At 43.3% G+C, this 19367-nt stretch carries 15 protein-coding genes and 1 other RNA gene; 7 read left to right on the plus strand and 9 right to left on the minus strand.

All coding sequences use genetic code 11. The features are described 5' to 3' along the window. The first annotated feature begins 5 nt into the window (after nt 1–5). A complete protein-coding gene (locus DWW81_RS04420) occupies nt 6–842 on the plus strand; it encodes a MerR family transcriptional regulator (RefSeq protein ID WP_117896836.1) in 837 nt (278 codons plus the stop codon). A 69-nt stretch (nt 843–911) separates the two neighbouring features. On the opposite strand, the gene DWW81_RS04425 is transcribed toward DWW81_RS04420, so the two are convergent. The 3 genes from DWW81_RS04425 to DWW81_RS04435 form a co-directional block, all read right to left on the minus strand. Next, nucleotides 912–1091 carry a hypothetical protein gene (locus tag DWW81_RS04425; protein ID WP_117896837.1) on the minus strand — a complete coding sequence of 60 codons (180 nt, stop codon included), beginning with the start codon at nt 1089–1091 and terminating at the stop codon, nt 912–914. Between the two features lie 104 nt (nt 1092–1195). Next, the gene (locus DWW81_RS04430; protein WP_117896838.1) at nt 1196–3925 is read right to left on the minus strand and encodes a glycosyl hydrolase; all 2730 of its coding nucleotides are present in this window, start codon (nt 3923–3925) and stop codon (nt 1196–1198) included. A gap of 139 nt (nt 3926–4064) precedes the next feature. Beyond that, nucleotides 4065–4367, minus strand: coding sequence for a hypothetical protein (locus DWW81_RS04435; RefSeq protein WP_147338960.1), 303 nt, complete (start codon nt 4365–4367; stop codon nt 4065–4067). A gap of 224 nt (nt 4368–4591) precedes the next feature. On the opposite strand from DWW81_RS04435, the gene rnpB reads away from it, so the two are divergent. The 3 genes from rnpB (at nt 4592) to DWW81_RS04450 (ending at nt 9329) form a co-directional block, all read left to right on the plus strand. After that, an RNA gene (gene rnpB / locus DWW81_RS04440) (RNase P RNA component class A) lies at nt 4592–4938 on the plus strand. 179 nt (nt 4939–5117) lie between these two features. Beyond that, the gene (locus DWW81_RS04445; RefSeq protein WP_117896840.1) at nt 5118–7280 is read left to right on the plus strand and encodes a bifunctional diguanylate cyclase/phosphodiesterase; all 2163 of its coding nucleotides are present in this window, start codon (nt 5118–5120) and stop codon (nt 7278–7280) included. 87 nt (nt 7281–7367) lie between these two features. Next, the gene (locus DWW81_RS04450; RefSeq protein ID WP_117896841.1) at nt 7368–9329 is read left to right on the plus strand and encodes a cellulase family glycosylhydrolase; all 1962 of its coding nucleotides are present in this window, start codon (nt 7368–7370) and stop codon (nt 9327–9329) included. Between the two features lie 60 nt (nt 9330–9389). Here the strand turns inward: DWW81_RS04450 and DWW81_RS04455 are convergent, their stop codons facing one another. Continuing rightward, complete coding sequence (locus DWW81_RS04455; RefSeq protein WP_117896842.1) at nt 9390–10259, minus strand: DegV family protein; 870 nt, start codon at nt 10257–10259, stop codon at nt 9390–9392. A 100-nt stretch (nt 10260–10359) separates the two neighbouring features. Further along, the gene (locus tag DWW81_RS04460) at nt 10360–12714 is read right to left on the minus strand and encodes an ATP-dependent Clp protease ATP-binding subunit (protein ID WP_117896843.1); all 2355 of its coding nucleotides are present in this window, start codon (nt 12712–12714) and stop codon (nt 10360–10362) included. 231 nt (nt 12715–12945) lie between these two features. Here DWW81_RS04460 and DWW81_RS13195 point away from each other — a divergent pair, with 231 nt between their 5' ends. Continuing rightward, on the plus strand, nt 12946–13101 hold the full coding sequence (locus DWW81_RS13195; RefSeq protein WP_022288524.1) for a hypothetical protein: 156 nt from the start codon (nt 12946–12948) through the stop codon (nt 13099–13101). Nucleotides 13102–13150: 49 nt separating this feature from the next. Here DWW81_RS13195 and pap read toward each other — a convergent pair whose 3' ends face one another. Further along, nucleotides 13151–14662 carry a polyphosphate:AMP phosphotransferase gene (gene pap, locus DWW81_RS04465; RefSeq protein WP_117896844.1) on the minus strand — a complete coding sequence of 504 codons (1512 nt, stop codon included), beginning with the start codon at nt 14660–14662 and terminating at the stop codon, nt 13151–13153. Nucleotides 14663–14859: 197 nt separating this feature from the next. Between pap and DWW81_RS04470 the strand changes: the two genes are divergently transcribed. Continuing rightward, on the plus strand, nt 14860–15894 hold the full coding sequence (locus DWW81_RS04470) for a hypothetical protein (RefSeq protein WP_117896845.1): 1035 nt from the start codon (nt 14860–14862) through the stop codon (nt 15892–15894). A gap of 101 nt (nt 15895–15995) precedes the next feature. On the opposite strand, the gene DWW81_RS04475 is transcribed toward DWW81_RS04470, so the two are convergent. The 3 genes from DWW81_RS04475 to DWW81_RS04485 all read right to left on the minus strand — a co-directional run bounded on the left by DWW81_RS04475 (nt 15996) and on the right by DWW81_RS04485 (nt 18833). Then, nucleotides 15996–16988, minus strand: coding sequence for a M15 family metallopeptidase (locus DWW81_RS04475; protein WP_242989562.1), 993 nt, complete (start codon nt 16986–16988; stop codon nt 15996–15998). A 94-nt stretch (nt 16989–17082) separates the two neighbouring features. Further along, nucleotides 17083–18087, minus strand: a complete 1005-nt coding sequence (locus tag DWW81_RS04480; RefSeq protein ID WP_117896846.1) for a hypothetical protein — start codon at nt 18085–18087, stop codon at nt 17083–17085. After that, on the minus strand, nt 18084–18833 hold the full coding sequence (locus DWW81_RS04485) for a serine/threonine-protein kinase (RefSeq protein ID WP_181982663.1): 750 nt from the start codon (nt 18831–18833) through the stop codon (nt 18084–18086). The genes DWW81_RS04480 and DWW81_RS04485 overlap by 4 nt, the downstream gene beginning before the upstream one ends. 60 nt (nt 18834–18893) lie before the next feature. Here DWW81_RS04485 and DWW81_RS04490 point away from each other — a divergent pair, with 60 nt between their 5' ends. Next, the gene (locus DWW81_RS04490; RefSeq protein ID WP_051706344.1) at nt 18894–19313 is read left to right on the plus strand and encodes a hypothetical protein; all 420 of its coding nucleotides are present in this window, start codon (nt 18894–18896) and stop codon (nt 19311–19313) included. The last annotated feature ends 54 nt before the right edge of the window (nt 19314–19367 follow it).

Below are 19367 nucleotides of genomic sequence, written 5' to 3' on the forward strand. Positions count from 1 at the left end.
TCATTATGAACCAGGAACAAAAAAAGAAATATCTTTCCATAAAAGAAATGGGTCAAAAGCGAGGCGTTTCTTCAAAAACACTGCGGTATTACGATAGTATTGGGATCTTCAAGGCTGATTATGTTGACCCTGAGACGGGGTACAGATACTATGATCCACAGCAATATGAGAAGCTTGGCACGATACTTGAACTGCGCAGCCTAAATTTTTCGCTGAATGAGATAAAAGGATATTTCACGGAGAGAAATATGAAAAAATCTGTGGATATGCTGAAAGAACATTACAAGCTTCTTGAAGAGGAGATACGTAGCAAACAAAGGCTGGCGGAGACTATCAAAGAAAAAATAGATTTCATTGATAAGGTTATCGACAATAATATTGAGCTGGAGAAGTTTTCTTTTGAGGATTTTCCAGAGCGATTTATCATATCACAGCTCAATAAATCTGATAAAAGTGGTGAATCCGTTGCACTTGAATTTATGCACCTTGAAAGTCATCTTCACGAAACTGCGCCAATCTTGGCTTCAGACCGAATAGGCTTTTATATGGATTTTGATGATATTTCCGAGATGGAAAATATGGATAATTGGCACACCATGATAATGTGCAGTGAAGAAATGAAGAATTCAAGACATTTCTGTGTGCTCCCTGCGGGAAAATATCTATGTGCATTTTTTAAGGATTATACCGCTGACAGGGATTTATTCATAAAAATGTTTTTGGAATACGTCAAGTTTAACAACATAAAATTGAAAGGAATAATGATACAGCAATTTAAAATAGATGTAACTGTTACTGACGATCCGAAAGAGACGATCATTGAATTTCAGGCACTTGTTTGAATTTGTCTGAAGATGTTCTTGATAGCTGTTTCGGCCAAATATAAAACAAAGCCTTCTGAGCATTGTGGCTCAGGGGGCTTTGTTTTCTGCTATTTTATCTGCCTTATCATCAGTCTTCCTTAATATCGCAGGCAGTGAAGCACGAAACGTCAGACACACATATTTTATTAGCTTTTCTCTGTGCATTGTTTCCACTACTTTGATTTTGAATTCCGGTGTGTATCTTTTGTTCGGCTTTCCTTTTGGCATAAAAAATGCCCCCTTTCGTTAGATTTTTTATTGGTATATTTCTATTATACCACATTGTCTAACAAAAGGGGGGCATTTCAATTTCGCTCGGAGTGCTTTTGTGTTTATTTTTTTGTAGTCACGCTCTTTGAAACCGACCATGCACCGTAATATTTTGTGCCGTTCACTGTCGTGTAGGAACGGACACGAACGTAATATTTCTTTTTGCCGCTAAGTTTGGAAATTGTGGTCTTGTCGGTCTTGTTGTTTTTTATGGTGACTTTCTTTGCGTTTGTAAACTTGGAATTAGTTGCATACTGTATCTCATAGCCCGTTGCAGAGCCTTTCTGCGCCCAATCCACGAAAAATGCTTTGGATTTAGACGTAAGCTTTTGTATCTCCTGCTTGGCAGGATTTATTGTAAATGTCTTTGTGATAACGCCGCCATATTTGCCTTTGCCTGTTATCTTGACAATTGCCTTGCCGATTTTTTTGTTGTTTGAGTAGGAAGTTGTGTAATCAGTTCCGTTTTTCAGGGCAGTGCCGTTGTATTTCACAGTAATGTTCTGCGTTATAGCCTTGCCTGTGTATGCCTTGGTGGAAATGCCAGAAACGGAAGCTTTTGTGATATCATATTTTGCGGTCTTTATGTTTTTTATATCAGACCATGGGCCATAATAAGTCTTGCTTCCGACGTTTGTGTAGGAACGCACACGGACGTAGTAGGTCTTATCGGCTGTCAGACCGCTTATTGTCAGTTTATCTGGCTTGTTGGCAGTGAGGTGTTTGGAAGCCGCACCGCTCATGTTTGCGCTGGTGGAATACTGAATGTCATAGCCCGTTGCAGAGCCTTTCTGCGCCCAATCCACAAAGAAGCCTTTGTATCTTGTTTCAAGCTTTTGTATGGTCTGCTTGGCAGGGATAATGTCAAAGTCTGCGGTATAACTGCCGTAGTAGTTGCCCATGCCTGAGATAGTGATGTTAGCGCGACCGATTTTAACATTGTTCGTGACTATCACACGATAGTCGATGTTCTGACGGAGAACTTTGCTTTCGTCCTTAACAGTGACTGTCGGAATAATTGCACTGCCTGTGTACTGTGCAGTGCTTGCATAGGAACAGCCTGATGTTGGAAGCTTTTTTGTGGTGACCTTTACAGTGCAGACGGCAGACCTTCCGTTAGGCAGGGAGGCTGTTATCTTTGCTGTGCCTTTGCCCGTGGCGGTCACAACACCGTCTTTTACTATGGCAACGGCTGTGTTGGAGCTTTTCCATGTTACTGTCTGAGGAGTGTCTGAGGTCACGCTGGCTTTTAGGGTAATGCTGTCGCCGTATGTGATTTCTTTTGACGTGGAGTCAAGAGTTATCTGTGTATTGTCACTGCTGATAGGATAGCTTTTCAGGTCGGGCAGACTTGAAAGTGTCACGGCATAGTCGCTGTTATAGACCTTTTGCCACATACTTTTCTCGGTATATTTCTCAGAGCTTGATATACAAAACTCACCGCTCCATGTGCCGAAATATGACCATGCGGTGTTTGCTTCAAAGGCTTTGTCAAGGTCGAAAAGACAGCCGTTTTCTGTAAGGGCAACTATTTTTCCGTTTGGTGAACAGTCTGTGGCTTCAAGATATTTTGAGCTTTGTGCTGAATAATCTCTTGTGCCTGGGTAGATATCCTCTCCGATTATGTCAACATATTCGTCGCCAGGATACCAATTTGCCGCCTGACCATTCCATACCCATATAATATTGTCAAGCTTGTATTCATTCGTGAGCTTGTTATATATTGCCTGCCAAAGCTTTTTGTAGGCTTCCGAGCCGTCTGCACCCCACCAGAACCAACCACCGCTTGCCTCGTGGAGCGGTCTGAACAGTACCGGAACGTCTGCGTCAGAAAGACGTTTGAGTTGTTTGGCGATCTCGTCAACGTCGCTCATAAGAGTGTTGTAGCCCTCAGGGTCTGAGCCGTTCATTATTTTGGTAAGCGAGAACTTTGAGCGGTCAACGTTTTTGGTGTAAAAACCACCCCACCAACGTGGATTTCCGCCGTCTGTACCTGAGAGAAGATATTTGTCAGGGACGTTCCAATGCCAGCAGAATGTTACTATTCCGCCTGCCCGTGAGAACTCGATAGCCTTTTCGACAGCGTCGGAGGTGTCGCCGTTCTGGACACGGCATGGAGTATAGCGCATAAAGTCAAGACCCAACATAGCAGGAGTCTGACCAGTGGCGGACTTTATAGCTTTGAACTCAGCGCCGTTAAGACCACCGTCGCAATACTGCCCTGTTATGACCTTTTTGCCGTAAACGTCCTTCATATAGCTGTAAAGGCGCTGTGTGCTTTGTGAAGCGTATGGGTCAACGAGATTTTCAGCTGCAGTGTAGGCATTTGAAGAGCTCATTTTTTCTATGGTTATGTAGTCAAGAGAAAAATATCCCCACGACATTGTTATTTTGACAGTGTTCTGACCCTTTTTGAGATAAATACCATTCACTGTGGACGCTTTATAGGCAGAGCTGTTTGCACTGCTGAAAGTGCCTGCATTTGAGCCGTTTACAGAAAGGTTGTTTATCTTATTCGAGCCTTCTCCGCGGCTGTAAAGCTTTATTTTGTAGTATCTGCTTTCGCTGACTGTAACAGTCTGTGACCATGTGCAGCTTGAGTCTGAAAAACGAACTGACCTAGAGCCTGATGCGGAGCTGTCTGTTTGGATATAGGCAGAGCCACCTAAAGTGCCGTTTTCGGCTTCATATTTCAGCGTCTGCTGTGCAAAAACAGAAAGCTGAGCCGAGCCTGTGGTGAGCATTGCCACACTTAAAAATGCGGCTGCGACCTTTTTGATATTGAACTTCATAGATGTTTTTTTCCTTGTTATATTATTTACTGATAAAGCTAAGAGCTTAAAAGCATACGTTTATTTTAGCATAATTTTTGTGAATTGTAAACAATATATCAAGGCTAATTATAAGATGATTTGTAAACTTTAATTTTGCTTATTTCATAAGCCAGATCTCGCAGACGTATTCGGTCGTGTATGAAATATCACCATTAAGCTTTTGCTGACTCTCACATCTATCATATATTGTGCAGCCGAGATATTTGTAATCCAGTCTTTGTGAATAAACTGTAAGGTCACCTTCGTCATCAGTGAAAAGTAAACATGAGAGATCCGTTTTTTTGGCAAATTCAAGTGCTTCATCATAGCTTTTAAGATTGTCAGTAAGAACGCCTGCAAGTATTAATTCTCTATCTGATGGGAGGTCAACTTCATTAAGATTGCTGTTAAGCTTATTCAATGTTATTTCATTCCAAGTGTCAATCTCGCCCTCACTTTCCACATAGAGGACAAGTTCTCATTTTTTTACGCTCCCTTGATTTGGTTATTTTAATTCTATCACATTTTCTGTAAATTGTAAATATGTGTGAGACGTTTTGCATGATTTTCTTTTATAAAAGAATGCTCACTGTCTATGCAGGCTTTTATTTGACATTTCGTCATTCATGTGATATAATCATAGTGTGAGCGAGCTATGCGATAGCGTAAACGTTCTAGGTTTATGAGGAAAGTCCGAGCATCATAGAGCAGGATAGCTGATAACGTCAGCCGAGGGTGACCTTAGAGCCAGTGCAACAGAAATATACCGCCAACTTTTGTTGGTAAGGGTGGAAAGGCGGGGTAAAAGCCCACCAGAATGGCGGAGACGTCATTGCTATGTAAACCTTATCCGATGCAACACCAATGGTAGCTTGCAAGTCAATGGCTGCTCGTCAGACTTGGGGCTATAGGTGGCTAGAGCTGTGCGGCGACGTACAGTCCAGATAGATTATCGCACTCGACAAAACTCGGCTTATCGGTTCGGTCACATTTGCTCCGTCAGTTAAACTTTTTTAAGCTTAACTACGGGGCTTGCTTTTTAATAATATATAAATTTACTCATTTGTTTTGTATATTATAAATAAATTTCTATAATTCCCCTTGTGATTTTACGGAGAATATGTTATAATAACGCTAGACGTATTTATATAAGCAGAGGAGGGCTGTTTGTATGGACATACCAGATAAGACCTATAACGAAAAGTTCGAGAGCTTTTTGAAAATACTTGAAAGCGATGACAGATTTGATAATGTGTGCAAGAATTTTCTCGAAAGTATTTGCTCTGCGCTTTATGTCAATGCGGCTACGGTAACTGTTTCAGGCTATGAAAACTCAGAACCTTTGAGTTATGAATTGATCGCTGATACACATAAATATACTGTATTTGCTTTTGATAAAGAATTTAACAGAAATAGATACAATGCAATGAAAAAAGCACTTATGCAAACTGGTATCCACGTTGCGGATAAGGCTCACCCGAATGGAGATAATGAGGAAATAACCCTGCGTGGAGCGGTGTATCCTTGTTCACTCACTTGTGCTGTCAAGGACGCAAATAAGTATGTTGCATATTTCAATCTTTTGTCCTCTGATCCTGAGAGAGTATGGTCACCTGAGGAGATACAGCTAGCCTCACGTCTGACATACATACTTTCTGGTATGCTCCATACTAGGAGAGCGGCTGAACATGCTGAAAGCACTACTCGCACGCTTACTGATGTTATGGATAATATGAATTCCTATGTGCTTGCAGTGGCACAGGACAGTGGTGAGATAGTTTTTGCCAGCAAGAGCTTTGAACAGTATTTGGGGAAACTGGTCGGCAAAAAGGAAAGTGACGTTTTCAGCAAGACTTGGTGTGAGCTTCCTGCTCACAAGGAAGGAATGCTTTTTGGAGGAGATTATTATTCCGAGATCATGGACAAATGGTTCAATGTGTCGGAAAAGCTCATAAAATGGCATGACGGCAGAACTATCAGACTTTGCACACTTAATGATATCTCAGAAAAGATAAATTATGAGAGGGTCATCGAAAAGCAGGTCTTTTACGATAATCTCACAGGCCTTCCTAACAGATTAAGTCTTGATAAGAGTATACAGGGCATTATTGAAAGCGATGAGAACAGCACTGTTATGCTCATTGACCTTGATAATTTCAAGAACATAAATGACAGCTATGGTCATAATAATGGTGACCGGCTTCTCAAAGAGATAGGTAAATTCTTTGAGAATTTTGCCTGGAAGAATAAAAAGCTGAGCGTTTTTAGATTTGGCAGCGATGAGTTCGTTGTACTTCTGAGAGATCAGGATCAGGCTGAGATCGACGAAATATGCAAGATCATACATGATAAGTTCAACACAGAGTGGCAGATAGCTAACAGCAGTTGCTATTGCACTTGTTCAATGGGCGTGGCGAAGTTTCCAAAGCCCGATGATACTGTAAATACGGTACTTAAAAGAATCGACCTTGCCATTTCATATGCGAAAAAGCAGGGCAAGAATTGTACTATAAATTATAATGAAACTATCGGCAGGATACTTTCAAGGCAGATCGAACTTGAAAGGCTCATGCACAAGGATATCACAAACGGCTTTGCACATTTCACGGCGTACTATCAGCCTATATTCAGCAGCTCTGAAAAGAAGCTTGTGGGCTGTGAAGCGCTTATGAGGTGGAATCCACCTGAGTTCGGTCAGGTTTCCCCTGCCGAATTTATCCCTATGGCGGAAAGACTTGGCTATATCAATCTCTTGGGCGAGAACATGATAAGGATCGCAGGCAGACAGTGCAAAAAGTGGGCTGACGCAGGGCTTGATTTGAGAATGAACATCAATCTGTCTGTAGGTCAGATAATTGAGCCTGATTTTCTTGACAAGATAGACGCACTTTTTGACGAAACAGGCGCACCCCCTGAGAAGATATGTTTTGAGGTCACAGAAAGTCTTGCTATCCATGATATGGAAAAGATGAAGGAGCTTTTGAGGCATATAACAGACAAGGGCGTGAAGATAGCACTGGACGATTTCGGAACGGGATATTCTTCTCTTAACTGCATAAAGGAAATGCCACTGAATACCATTAAAATAGACAAGTCGTTTATTGATGATATTGCAAAAAATCCTGACACTGCGGTGTTTGTTAAAATGATAGTTAATCTTTCTCACGACCTGCATATAGCAGTTTGCGCAGAGGGCGTTGAGGAACAGGTGCAGTTCGATATCCTGAGAGATCTGGAAACTGACGTTATACAAGGCTATTATTTCGGCAGACCTATGCCGTCAGACAAGTTTGAGGAGAAGTTCCTTAGCGAGAAACTCCAGTCAGTAAAATAAGTCGCCAAAAAAAGAAAGTTCGACCGTCGGGCGTAATACTCGGCGGTCTTATAAATATGTAAAAATCAAAAATAAAGGGGAAAACTTATGAGTGATGAGAAAAAAGACGTAAACAGTCAGCAGGAAAATGTGGGCAAAAAGGGCATAAACAAAAAGCTTATTATCGCTTTTGCAGGCATGGGCGCTGTTATAGTGGGGCTTGTTATTGCACTGATACTGGTGGCAACGTCAGGTAAAAAAGACGTTGACAGCTCGGCTTCAAGGGCGGAGAGCAGTTCTGCGGTGGCTTCGGAAACCGATGACACCAGTGAGGAGGACTCTGTGGCTGATGAAAGCGAGGACGAGTCTGATGCTGATGAGGAGGAAAGCTCTCAGGAAAGCAAGGACGATAAAAAGGAAAAGGGCTTTATCATCTCCTATTCAGGTGACAATAGTTGGCAGGACGGCGACAAGGTCATGACGGGCATGGAGATAGGAATTGAGAACAACTCCGATGAAGCCCTCAAGGAGTGGACGCTGGAGCTTGAAATAGACCAGCTCAAAAGCTGTGACGGCTGGAACGGCAACTTTAAGGTCAAGGGCAACAAACTCACGGTCACGAATGTTGATTACAATGGCGAGATCGCAAAGGGCGGTTCGACCTCTATCGGCTGTAATATCGGAACTGGAACAAAGCTCAATGTTAAGTCTGCAAAGCTAAACGGTGTGGAGTGTACTGTTAAAAAGGGCAAGGTATCACAGAATAATAACAATAACAACAATAATCAGAATAATGACAAAAAGGTCACGGAAAAGGACGTTAAAAAGCTTCTAAAGCGTACCTCAAAGGCTAAACAGGGTGATGATTGGCTCCACACAGACGGAAGCAAGATACTTGATAAGGACGGCAAAGAGGTTTGGCTCACGGGCGTGAACTGGTTTGGCTACAACACAGGCACTAACACCTTTGACGGACTTTGGAACAGCGAGCTTGTGACATCGGTGGAGGCTATTGCAGACCATGGCTTCAATCTTATAAGAGTGCCTATGTCGGCGGAGCTTATCAACCAGTGGTCGGAGGACGAATATCCAAAGGCGAACTACAATAACGCATACAATGAAGAGCTGAACTCTATGAACAGCCTTGAGATATTTGATTATTTTCTCAAGCTTGCGGAGGAAAACGGTCTTAAAGTAATGCCTGATATCCATTCAGCGGAAACCAATGCCAGCGGTCATACTGTAAATCTGTGGTATACTGACAAGGTCACTGTAAAGGACTATTACCATGCTTTGGAGTGGCTTGCCGACAGATATAAGGACAATGACACTATCATTGCATTTGACCTGAAAAACGAGCCTCACGGCAAGCCTAACGAGGGTGACGCTGCGGCAATATGGAATGATTCAAAGGACGCAAACAACTGGAAGTATGTGGCTGAAACGGCAGCGAGCAAGGTGCTTGCGAAAAATCCTAATGTGCTTATAATGGTCGAGGGTATCGAAATATACCCTAAGAACATCAAGAAAAACGGGGATTATTCCTCCACCAACAGTGATGATTACTATTTCAACTGGTGGGGCGGAAATCTCAGGGGCGTAAAGGACTATCCTATCGACCTTGGCAAATATCAGGATAAGCTTGTTTACTCGCCGCACGACTATGGTCCGACAGTTTATCAGCAGCCTTGGTTCGAGGGCGATTACACATACAAGAGCCTTATGAAAGATTGCTGGAAAGACAACTGGTTCTACATTCAGAAGCAGGATATCGCACCGCTTCTCATAGGCGAGTGGGGCGGCTTTATGACAGAGCCTAACCTAACTTGGATGACCTACATGAGAAAGCTAATAAAGGACAATCATGTAAATCACACTTTCTGGTGCTTCAATGCAAACTCAGGTGACACGGACGGACTTGTAAAGGACGATTTTGTTACATGGGATGAAGAAAAGTATGATTTTGTCAAGGAAGTTCTTTGGCAGGAGGGAGGCAAGTTCGTTGGACTTGACCACGCTATCCCGCTTGGAGATAATGGTATAACTTTGAAAAAGGCAAAGGGTCTTTGATATCACATATAAAAATAGCGGACGAAGTTTTCGGGCTTCGTCCGCTTTTGTATTGTATTTTTATCGCTGGTCGCCCATAAAGAACATAGCGAGAGTTCCGGGTCCTGAGTGTGAGCCTATAACAGCACCTGTGTAGCAGATATGCACAGTGGTCTTCTTGCCAAGCTTTTTTCGCATAAGGTCGGCTGCATATTCAGCGTCTGAAAGGCAGTCGCCATGGCAGACGGCTACTGTGGAATTATCCCAATTTCCCATGCGTTCGCACATCATATCCACAAGCTTTTCAATGGATTGCTTTCTGCCTCGTATCTTTCCAACTGGGATAAGATGTCCCTCATTGTCAACGTGGAGAAGTGGTTTAATGCCAAGAATAGAGCCTGCTATGGCGGCGGTCTTTGATACTCTGCCACCTCGGTGGAGATATTTCAGGTCGTCAACTGTGAAAACATGGCATAGGTGAAGCCTGTTGTCAGTGATCCACTGGGCAAGCTCGTCAATGGAAAGACCCTGCTTTTTCTTTTCGTCAGCCTTTATGAGCAAAAGACCTTCGCCTGTTGAAGCACAGAGGGAGTCTATGCAGATTATCTTGCCTTCTGGGTATTTTTCCATTACGCTATCTCTTGCAATGCAGGAAGTGTTGAAGCTGCCGCTCAGACCTGATGAAAATCCAAGATAAAGCACATCATAGCCTGCGGCAAGTTCCTTTTCAAAAGCCTGTTCATAGTCGGAGATCCCTATTTGCGATGTTTTCGTTACTGCTCCGTTTCGCATTTGGGAATAAAATTCAGGCAGCGTCATGTCATTCTTGCTCTTTACAACACCGTTTACTTCAAAAGATAATTCCAGAAGCGTCACGTCCATATTTTTTAATATATCCTCCGACAGATCGCAGGTGGAGTCGGAATATAGCTTGTATTTTCTGTCAGACATTTTTATCCTCCTTTTGCCGTTTGGACAACAATATATAAAAATATTATAACATATGGGCGGGCTTTTGTAAAATATCCCTCAACTATACTTTGTAAAATTTCTATGAACACAGTTGTCTGCGGTGCTGTGCGACAGTTAAGGTGTTTTCAGATACGCAAACAGAAAAGTCACGGCAGGCGGAGGAGATAAGCATATCGCTTATGCGATTTTCTATGAGGGCGGTGATTATATGGCGTATTTCTCTTGCAGAGCCGCTTTTTGAAAGTGCCTGCTTTGCGATAAAAGGGTAGACCTCTGGCTGACAGGCGAGTGTACAGCCAAGTTCGGAGAGCCTTTTTTCAAGAGCAGATATTTCAAGGCGTGTAATGTTTTCCATATCGGAAAGGGTAAGGTCGTTAAAAACAATCACCTCATCTATCCTGCCTAAAAGCTCGGGAGACATAAAGCTTTTAAGCTCTGAGAGCATGGCTTTTTTCTTGGCTTCGCCATTTGACTTGCTGTTTGAAAAGCCCACGGTCTTGGTTTCGGCAAGCTTTTTCACGCCGATATTCGAGGTCATTATTATAAGGACATTGGAGAAAGAAACTGTCCTGCCAGCAGAGTCGGTAAGACAGCCGTCCTCTAGTATCTGCAAAAGCAGATTGTAGATGTCAGGGTGAGCCTTTTCTATTTCGTCAAGAAGAAGCACACAGTAGGGCTTGCGGCGAATTTGTTCGGTAAGCCTGCCACCCTCGTCAAAGCCTACATATCCAGGGGGCGAACCTATGAGCTTTGAAACGCTGTGGCGTTCCATGTATTCTGACATATCAAGCTTTACAATGGCATTATCTCTGCCAAAAAGCGTTTTGGCAAGATCTTTTGCAAGCTGGCTCTTGCCCACTCCCGTTGACCCTAAGAAAATAAAGCTTCCCATGGGGCGGTCGCTGCCCTTTAGTCCTGCACGACAGCGGCGGACGGCAGAGCAGAGTGACTTTATAGCCGTCTGCTGTCCCACAATGCTTTTGCTTAGCTTATCTTCAAGCCCTGTGAGCCTTGTGGCTTCGTCCTGTCCGATATCAGCGCAGTTTATGCCTGTGAGCGATGAAATAACGCTGTCAATGTGCCTTTTTTCAAGTGGTATGCGCTTTGGGCGGCACTCTGTTATGGTGGTGAGATATTCGTCACGGGTGAGCTTGCCTTTCACATAATCGTTGAAAGCGTCTGATATTTTCTCACCAGAATTATTTTCGCTTTGCTCTATGACCGCACAGGCACAGGCTTCGTCAAGGATATCAATTGCTTTGTCAGGAAAAAATCTGTCGGTGACATACCTTGCAGCAAGCTTAACTGCGTATGGGATAAGATCAGGTGAGATGTCAACGCTGTGGTGCTGTTCATATTTGTCTATAAGACCGCTGAGGATACGGCAGGTCTGGCTTTGATCAGGCTCATCTATCTTCACTTTCTGAAAGCGTCGCTCCATAGCTGAGTCTTTTTCAATATTTTTGCGGTATTCCTCAAAAGTCGTTGCGCCTATGAGCTGTAGACCGCCCCTTGCAAGCTGTGGCTTCAGGATATTTGCAGCGTCTATTGCACCCTCTGCCGCTCCTGCACCCATTATGTTGTGAAGCTCATCAATGAAAAGTATCACATTTCCAGCCTTTGCGGCTTCGTCCATACAGCTTTTCAATCGCTCCTCAAAGTCACCACGATATTTTGCTCCTGCAAGGAGGGCAGTTATATCAAGGGAGAAGATCCGCTTTGAGGACAACGCAGACGGCACTTCTCCAAGCATGATCTTTCTCGCAAGCCCCTCCACAACAGCGGTCTTTCCCACACCTGCCTCACCTACAAGGCAGGGATTGTTCTTTGTGCGGCGGCAGAGTATCTCCATGATACGTTCTGTTTCAGCTTCTCTGCCTATGCAGGGGTCGAATTTTTCGCACTCGCTTTTGCGTGTAAGCTCTCTGCCGTAGCGTTCAAGGGTCTTTAGCTTGGGATAATTTCTGTCTGAAAAAATATTAGGCTCGTTGCCTGACAATGAGCAATCGTTGTACATCTTGTTGCAGTTCACCCCTAACTGCTGCAATATCTCAAAGGCACAGCAATCACTGCGGCGGAGTATCATAGCAAGAATGTATTCAGTTCCTGCGATACCGCCACCCATGCTCTCGCACAGCCTTTTTGCGCCTTTTAAAACAGCGGCAGCGTTAGGAGTGATGTCATTTTTCGTAAGACGGCATGGCGTGCCTCTGCCTATGATGTATTCTATCTGCTCCTCTATCCTTTGAGCCGTGACCTCGTGGCGCAGAAGCACTGCACAGGCTGTGGAGTCCTCCTCATAGGCGGCAGAGAGCAGGATATGTTCAGTGCCGATATAAGTATGCCCCCAGCTTCCTGCCAGAGTGACGGCATTTTTCACAAGCTCTCTTGCCCTTGGTGTAAAGCTGTCGTTATCAAAAAACTGTTCGTTCATAAAATTCACCCCTTAAAATGTTTAAGACAAAGCTTTGTCTTAGCTACATTCTTGACAGTTTTGCGTCTTGTTATTCTCGCATTTTTATCGCTTTTATATTCTTATGCACAGGACAAATTCTCCTTGCAGATTTTTTTGTAACACATTTTTCTCTGCGTCATAAACTGTAATATAAAGCAACGGAGCAAAGCTTCAGCTTTATAAATCTTAATAAAAAAGGAGATTTCATTTATGAACGGTTGTGGATTTGGCGGTTGTTGGTGGATCATTATCCTTATTCTCATATTCTGCTGTGGCTGCGGCGGTTGCGGAAATGGCTGTGGCGGTTGCGGAAACGGCTGCGGTGGTTGTGGCTGCGACAATGGTTGCGGTGGCTGCGGATGCTGATCTGACGGCAAATAAAAGACGGCGGAGCATTACGCTTCGCCGCTTTTTTTTATTTATCTTCTTTTTCCAAACGCTTTTCAAGGCGTTTCACAATAGTTTTCAGTGCTTTTATGCGGGCGTATTTTTTATCGTTGCCCTCAAGTATCGTCCATGGTGCTATATCTGTGGAGGTAAGTGTTATCATGCGGTCAACATATTTCTCATAGGTGTCCCACTTTTCACGGTTGCGCCAATCCTCATCGGTTATCTTCCAACGCTTTTCAGGTGTGTTCTCACGCTCGTTAAAACGGCGGAGCTGTTCGTCTTTATCAACATTCACCCAGAATTTTATTATCTCTGCGCCCCAATCATGAAGCTGGCTTTCAAACTCGTTTATCTCACGATAAGCCATGTTCACACGTTCTTCTGGGGTGAGCTTTTCGATAGGCTCGACCATTACTCTGCCATACCATGTGCGGTCAAAGATAGTAAAGTGACCATTCTTTTCAAGACGTGTCCAGAAACGCCATAGATAGTGCCTTGCAAGCTCTGACGGCTCAGGTGCAGCGATAGGGTGAACTTCATAGCCCCTTGGATCAAGGGCAGCCGCAATGCGCTTGATATTTCCGCCTTTTCCTGCTGCATCCCAGCCTTCATAGCATATTATAACAGGTATCTTCTTCTGATAGCAGAGATTTTGCAGTTTGAAAAGCTTGTCCTGATATTTTTTCAGCTTTTTCTCATATTCCGCTTCGTCAAGGGACTTGTTCATATCCACTTCTGCAAGAGCAGGCATTTCAATAGTTTTATATTCAGGATAATTGTATCCGCAGGTGTCGAACTGTGGTTCGGGAATATAATGTTCGCCCTTCTCCTTGGCGGAAACTGCAGTGCTTACTGCCTTTGTGACCGCTGTCAGCACTTCAAGCTCAGCAGAGGCACGTTCATTTGCCCCAATGCAAGTCCACGGAGCAAATGCCGTGTTTGTGCTTTCAAGCATTTTGTCATATCTGCGGAAAAACTTATCGTATTTTTCCATGTTCTTTATATCGTGGCTTTCCACACGCCAGCTTGTAACAGAGGAGTTCTCCAGCTTTTCGATACGCTTTTTCTGCTCGTCTTCGGTAATGTGCAGGAAAATTTTCACGATAACATATCCGTCATCTGTAAGCTGCCTTTCAAAGGTGCAGATATCTTCAAGGCGTGTGTCCCTTGTTTCCTTGTCTATCTCACCGTACATAAAGGCGTTCACAGTGTCACGATACCAGCTTCGGTCAAGGATAAGAAACTCGCCTTTTTTCGGCAGGCTTTGCCAATAACGCCACAGCCATGGCATACGCTTTTCCTGCTCGTTTGGCGCACGAAATGACACCACCTTGTAAAAACGTGGGTCAAGAGAGCGTATTAGCTTTGCTATCATCGAGCCTTTTCCTGCGGCAGACCAGCCGTCAAATGTGATTATAACAGGCACTCCTGCGGTCTTTATTTTGTTTTCAAGCAGGGTGAGCTGTTCTCTCAGCCCTTTTAGCTGTTCGGATATCTCTGATTTTTCTGTGTTTTTCTGTATGTTCTTTTCAAGCATTGCTATCTCTCCTCTTTTCACTAAATTGTTATTATCACAACCTAATTTATTTGATTTATGTATATTATACACATTTTATTTTTATTTGTATATAGACATTTTTCATGAAAATGCTGTCTCTTTTTTGTTAATACGGAGTTAATATTATTGGTTTATACTAATATGATATAAAATATCTCGCAAAGGACGGCAGTGATATGTCAAAAAAAGACGAAAAGGACATTAATATATCAAAGCTCGACAAAAGTCTGGAGGGTCAGGGTCTGTTGGAGGACGCTGATGACGCAGAGTATGAGCGCACGCTGGCTCAGCAAAGGCGTGAGGCTGAGGAGCGTGAAAGGCAGGTTTTAGAGCAGGCGGAAGCTGAAAGACGTGAGCGTGAACGTCAGGAAGAAAAGGAACGTGAACGCAGGCTTGCTCAGGAGCGTATCGAGCTTATGAAGCTCAAAAGCGGAATTATCGACGAAAGCGAGTCTTACATAAAGGAAGAGCATGACCAGATAAGAGAGCTTCACGGCTTTGAAAAGGTGCAGAATTTCTTTTATCACAACAAGGTGTGGATAATCTTTGCAATATTTATCATAGCGGTGGCGGCATTTATTTTTATTGACGCTGCAAGGCGTGAAAAGGCTGACCTGACAGTGCTTATGATCGCAAACAACGGCTTGGAAACACGTCAGGAGGAACTGGAGGAGTTCTTTGAAAAATACACGGACGATCTTGACGGCAATGGTTATGTCCATGTTGAGGTCATTATGATTCCGCTAAATTCTCACAGCGACGATTATCAGCAGCAGAACGTGAACAGCACTAAGTTCTTGGCACAGCTTCAGGGGGGCGAGTCTATACTTGTTATAACAGACTCAAACACTGACGAGGAGTTCAAGTCAATAATGACTCCTGAGTTGCCAAAGGAATTTCCAAACAACAAGTATGTTGACGATATGGGCATGAGCTGGAATATGGAGGTCATGGCAAAGGAGCTTAACTTCGAGAATATGCCGAATGATATCCACCTTTCAATGAGAACACCGGTTAAGACTTTGGGCGACTCTAAGGAAACTATGCAGGAGAATTATGATAAGGCGTTCAAAGTTTTCAAACGCATAGTTGACGATATGACTGAGAAAGCCGCAGAGGCAGGAGATAAGGGTCTTACAACTGAGCCTGTCCACTATGATGACAGCAGTTTGGAAAGCTCTGATAGCACAGAAAGCTCAGAAAATAAGTAACGGATATTAGGCTGTAGGGGACAGCGTACTCGACTTCCCCTATGACAAAGTAAAGAATAGCGGACAACCACTTTCCTGTGGCTGTCCGCTTTGTATTTGTATCAGTATTGATAATCGTAATTTGTGTTGTCCTGATAATAGCCGTCTGTGTAGCCGTCAGGCTGATTTGACTGGGTGTCGGAAGTGTTCAGGCTTGAACAGTTCTGATCTTCGGCATATTTGTAATCAGAGGTGACACCAAGATATTCTTCAAGGCAAAGTCCGCTTTTTGTGACAGCTTCGGCTTTTTCCTTGCCAAGATAGCGAATATGCCACGGCTCATACACATATCCTGTTTTGTCCTCTTTTCCCTCAGGGTATCGGATAATAAAGCCGTACTCTGCACAATGTTCAGCCAGCCAGTTGGCTTCGGGAGTGCCTGCAAAGCTGTTCTCGGTGGTGTTAACATCAAAGGTCAGACCTGTCTGATGTTCTGAATGTCCCGGACGGGAAGATACCTCGTCTGCAGCTTCTGTGCCACGCTCTGCGGCATAGGAGTTATAAAGAGATTCCTGATCCTGATATGAGCGATAGCTTGAATTTACAAAGAGTGTTATGCCGTCCTGAGCCGCTGCAGCTGCCATTTCGTCAAAGGCGTTCTGTGCAATTGTGCTTACGCCCGGTGCATAATCTGATGGCAGGGAGTAGGTCTTGTTTACGATAAGAATACCGTCAACAAAGGTCATGCCGTTTGACTGCTCTATCTTATGCTTTGTTTCCTCTGCTTTGCTGTTGTCGGAGGTTTTCTTTTTGGTGGTGGTCTTTGCTTCCGCCTGCTTTGTGCTTTCGGTCTGTGATGATGAATCAGCAACAGGCTTGTTGTCTGACTTTCCACCACAGGCTTTCACTATCACAAAAATTATCACCAAAAGAATTGCTATGGCAATGATACGGTTTTTCATAACACGCCTGTGTTCTCTTGCACGCCTTTCGGCACGTCGTTTTTCCATTTCAATGCGCATTCTTTCGTATTCTTCATCACGATAAGCGCTGTATTCGTCAGGCTGGCCATTAGTGCCTTGGGATAAATTCTCGTTATTAGTCTGATTATTCATAAATATCCTCTTTTTTTGTAATTTGTTTTTTACGTTTTGTGTTGCCTTTATTATATCACAATCGCATAAAATATTCAAGTCGGATATTGTCGTCTTATTTCATAACATAAACATAGCATTGATATAGCGGCATAGATTCGTATTCATCATTATCCGGGTCATTCCACATATGGTCTTTTCTTTCCTGAACTATATCATCATGGAAAAAGCAAACACCAAGATATGTGTAATCTTCCAAGCCGTTGATCAGATTGTCACCGTAAGAGAGACCAAAGCTTGCATTATTTTTTAACCAAGTAAAAAGCTCTGTGTATGCCTCGTCATAGTCTGAAACACAGCTGTTGTTTGCTGTGAATTGTCGTATTTTGCTGTTGTTAGGCAGACCAACCTCAGAGAGATGTTCGTATACGTTGCCAATGCCTTGGCAGTAGTCGTCCATTTGATACAGGCTCTTTTGCAGACATTCATCAAGCTGTCCGCTTGCACGGAGTGGTTTCAGACCATATTTCTCACGGAGAGGATTTACATAATCGAGCAGGTCAAGGGTCATCTGACTTGCACCATCAGGGGAGTAATATTCAGGCTCGACAGGCTCGTTCTGCTGGGTATCTTCTGTGTTTTCCTGGGGTATATCCTGCTGTATCTCAGGCTCAGTCACAGGCTCAGTCACTTTTTCTGTAGTGGTAGTGGTGGTGACTGCGGCGGCTTTTGACTCTGCTAATGCCGCCCCTTCTGCAATATCTGACGCAAGGGCGGACTTGTCAGGCTCACGCTTTTCTGTGGTAGTAGTCATGACAGTGGTGACGGGAGGCAGAGTAGTTGTCACAGGTGTATTTGTGGTGACAGTGGAAGCAGATTGAGGTGTGTTTTTTTTCACAGCCGTGGTCTTATCACTATTGTTATTATAAGTATACACCCCGAAAACAGTTGCGGATACTAATGCCACAGCGATTATTGGTGTGGCTATTTTTGCTTTTAAAAACACTTTTTTGGGGGTAGCGAGAACTATTTCTTGCCTCTTGTTTATTTCGCTCATGCAGCCAAAGCAAAAAATGGAATCGTCATGAAGAATTCTTCCGCAATTAGGACATTTTTTCATTTTTTCAAATGCCTCCTGACTTTGTCAAGCGCTTTGAACATTTCCTCAGCCGAGCTGTATCTGTCAGACGGATTTATGGAAAGTGACTTTTTGATGATCTTCAACAGCTTTTTGTTTTCGCACATTTTGACCGACGGGTGTTCACCTGTCAAAAGAACGTTCAGAAGCACTGCCAGAGAATAGAGATCTGTTCTTGCGTCAGATTGCTGCATACCGAATTGTTCAGGTGCGGCAAAGCCTACAGTTCCCAAAGTCTGGGTGTCAGAGCGTTGATTAGATTTGTAAATTTTAGAAATATCAAAATCTATAATCTTGACATTATTGTCGTCACATATTATAATATTATCAGGCTTTATATCACGGTGAACGATGCCGCTGTTGTGAAGAGCATACAATCCCTGGCATATGGAGCAGGTAATGTTCAGGGCGTCGTGTTCTGCTAGTGTTTCGCCGTTTGCATAATCCGTAAGAGTCATGCCGTCGCAGAATTCTTCATAGATAGTATACGCTTCAGTGCTTTCGGAGATCTCGTAGATACGGCAAAGATATGGATTATTTATCAATGCGAGCCTTTGATATACAGAAACGTCAGCAGGCTTATAGATAATGTGCCGCACCATTTTTACACCTGTGTCACTCTCTAAAATGACTTTTTCGTGCTTGCTGTTTTTAAATAGATAGTTTTTGCAGTCGAACATTTTGTCGATCTGTTCTGTTTCAAAATCATATAAGCTTTTTTGTGACATATTTCTCATCTCCAATGTAAAAATGTAAAAAATAAATTATTATAGGAAGGAACTGGTGACATGAAAAAAACAACACAGCTTATGGAGGAGTTAAATGGAAGCGATGATATCAACAGTTTTCTAAGCAACAATAAGGATTCTCTTGACAGACAGGATTTTGCACGTTATCTTTGTGAGCTTGTGAAAAAGAAAAAGATGACAAAGATAGAGGTCATAAGAATATCCCAGCTAAATCAAATATATGGATATCAGATTTTTGCAGGAGCAAGACTTCCAAGCAAGGATAAGATAATCGCTATCGCACTTGCTATGAAGCTCGATATTGATACCGTTCAGCGACTTCTGACCCTTGCGGGTGAAGCTCAGCTTTATCCTAAAAACACCCGTGATTGCATACTCATTGATGCAATAAACAAAGGCTATGATGTGGCAAAGCTCAACAAAGTGCTTTTTGAAAATGGTTCACAGTGCCTTAAATAACGATCGTTTCATAAAGCAGCTCCGGCTCTTCGGAGCTGCTTTTTTATTATCGTA

The organism is Ruminococcus sp. AF17-1AC, assembly GCF_003461385.1.
Classification (GTDB): domain Bacteria; phylum Bacillota; class Clostridia; order Oscillospirales; family Ruminococcaceae; genus Hominimerdicola; species Hominimerdicola aceti.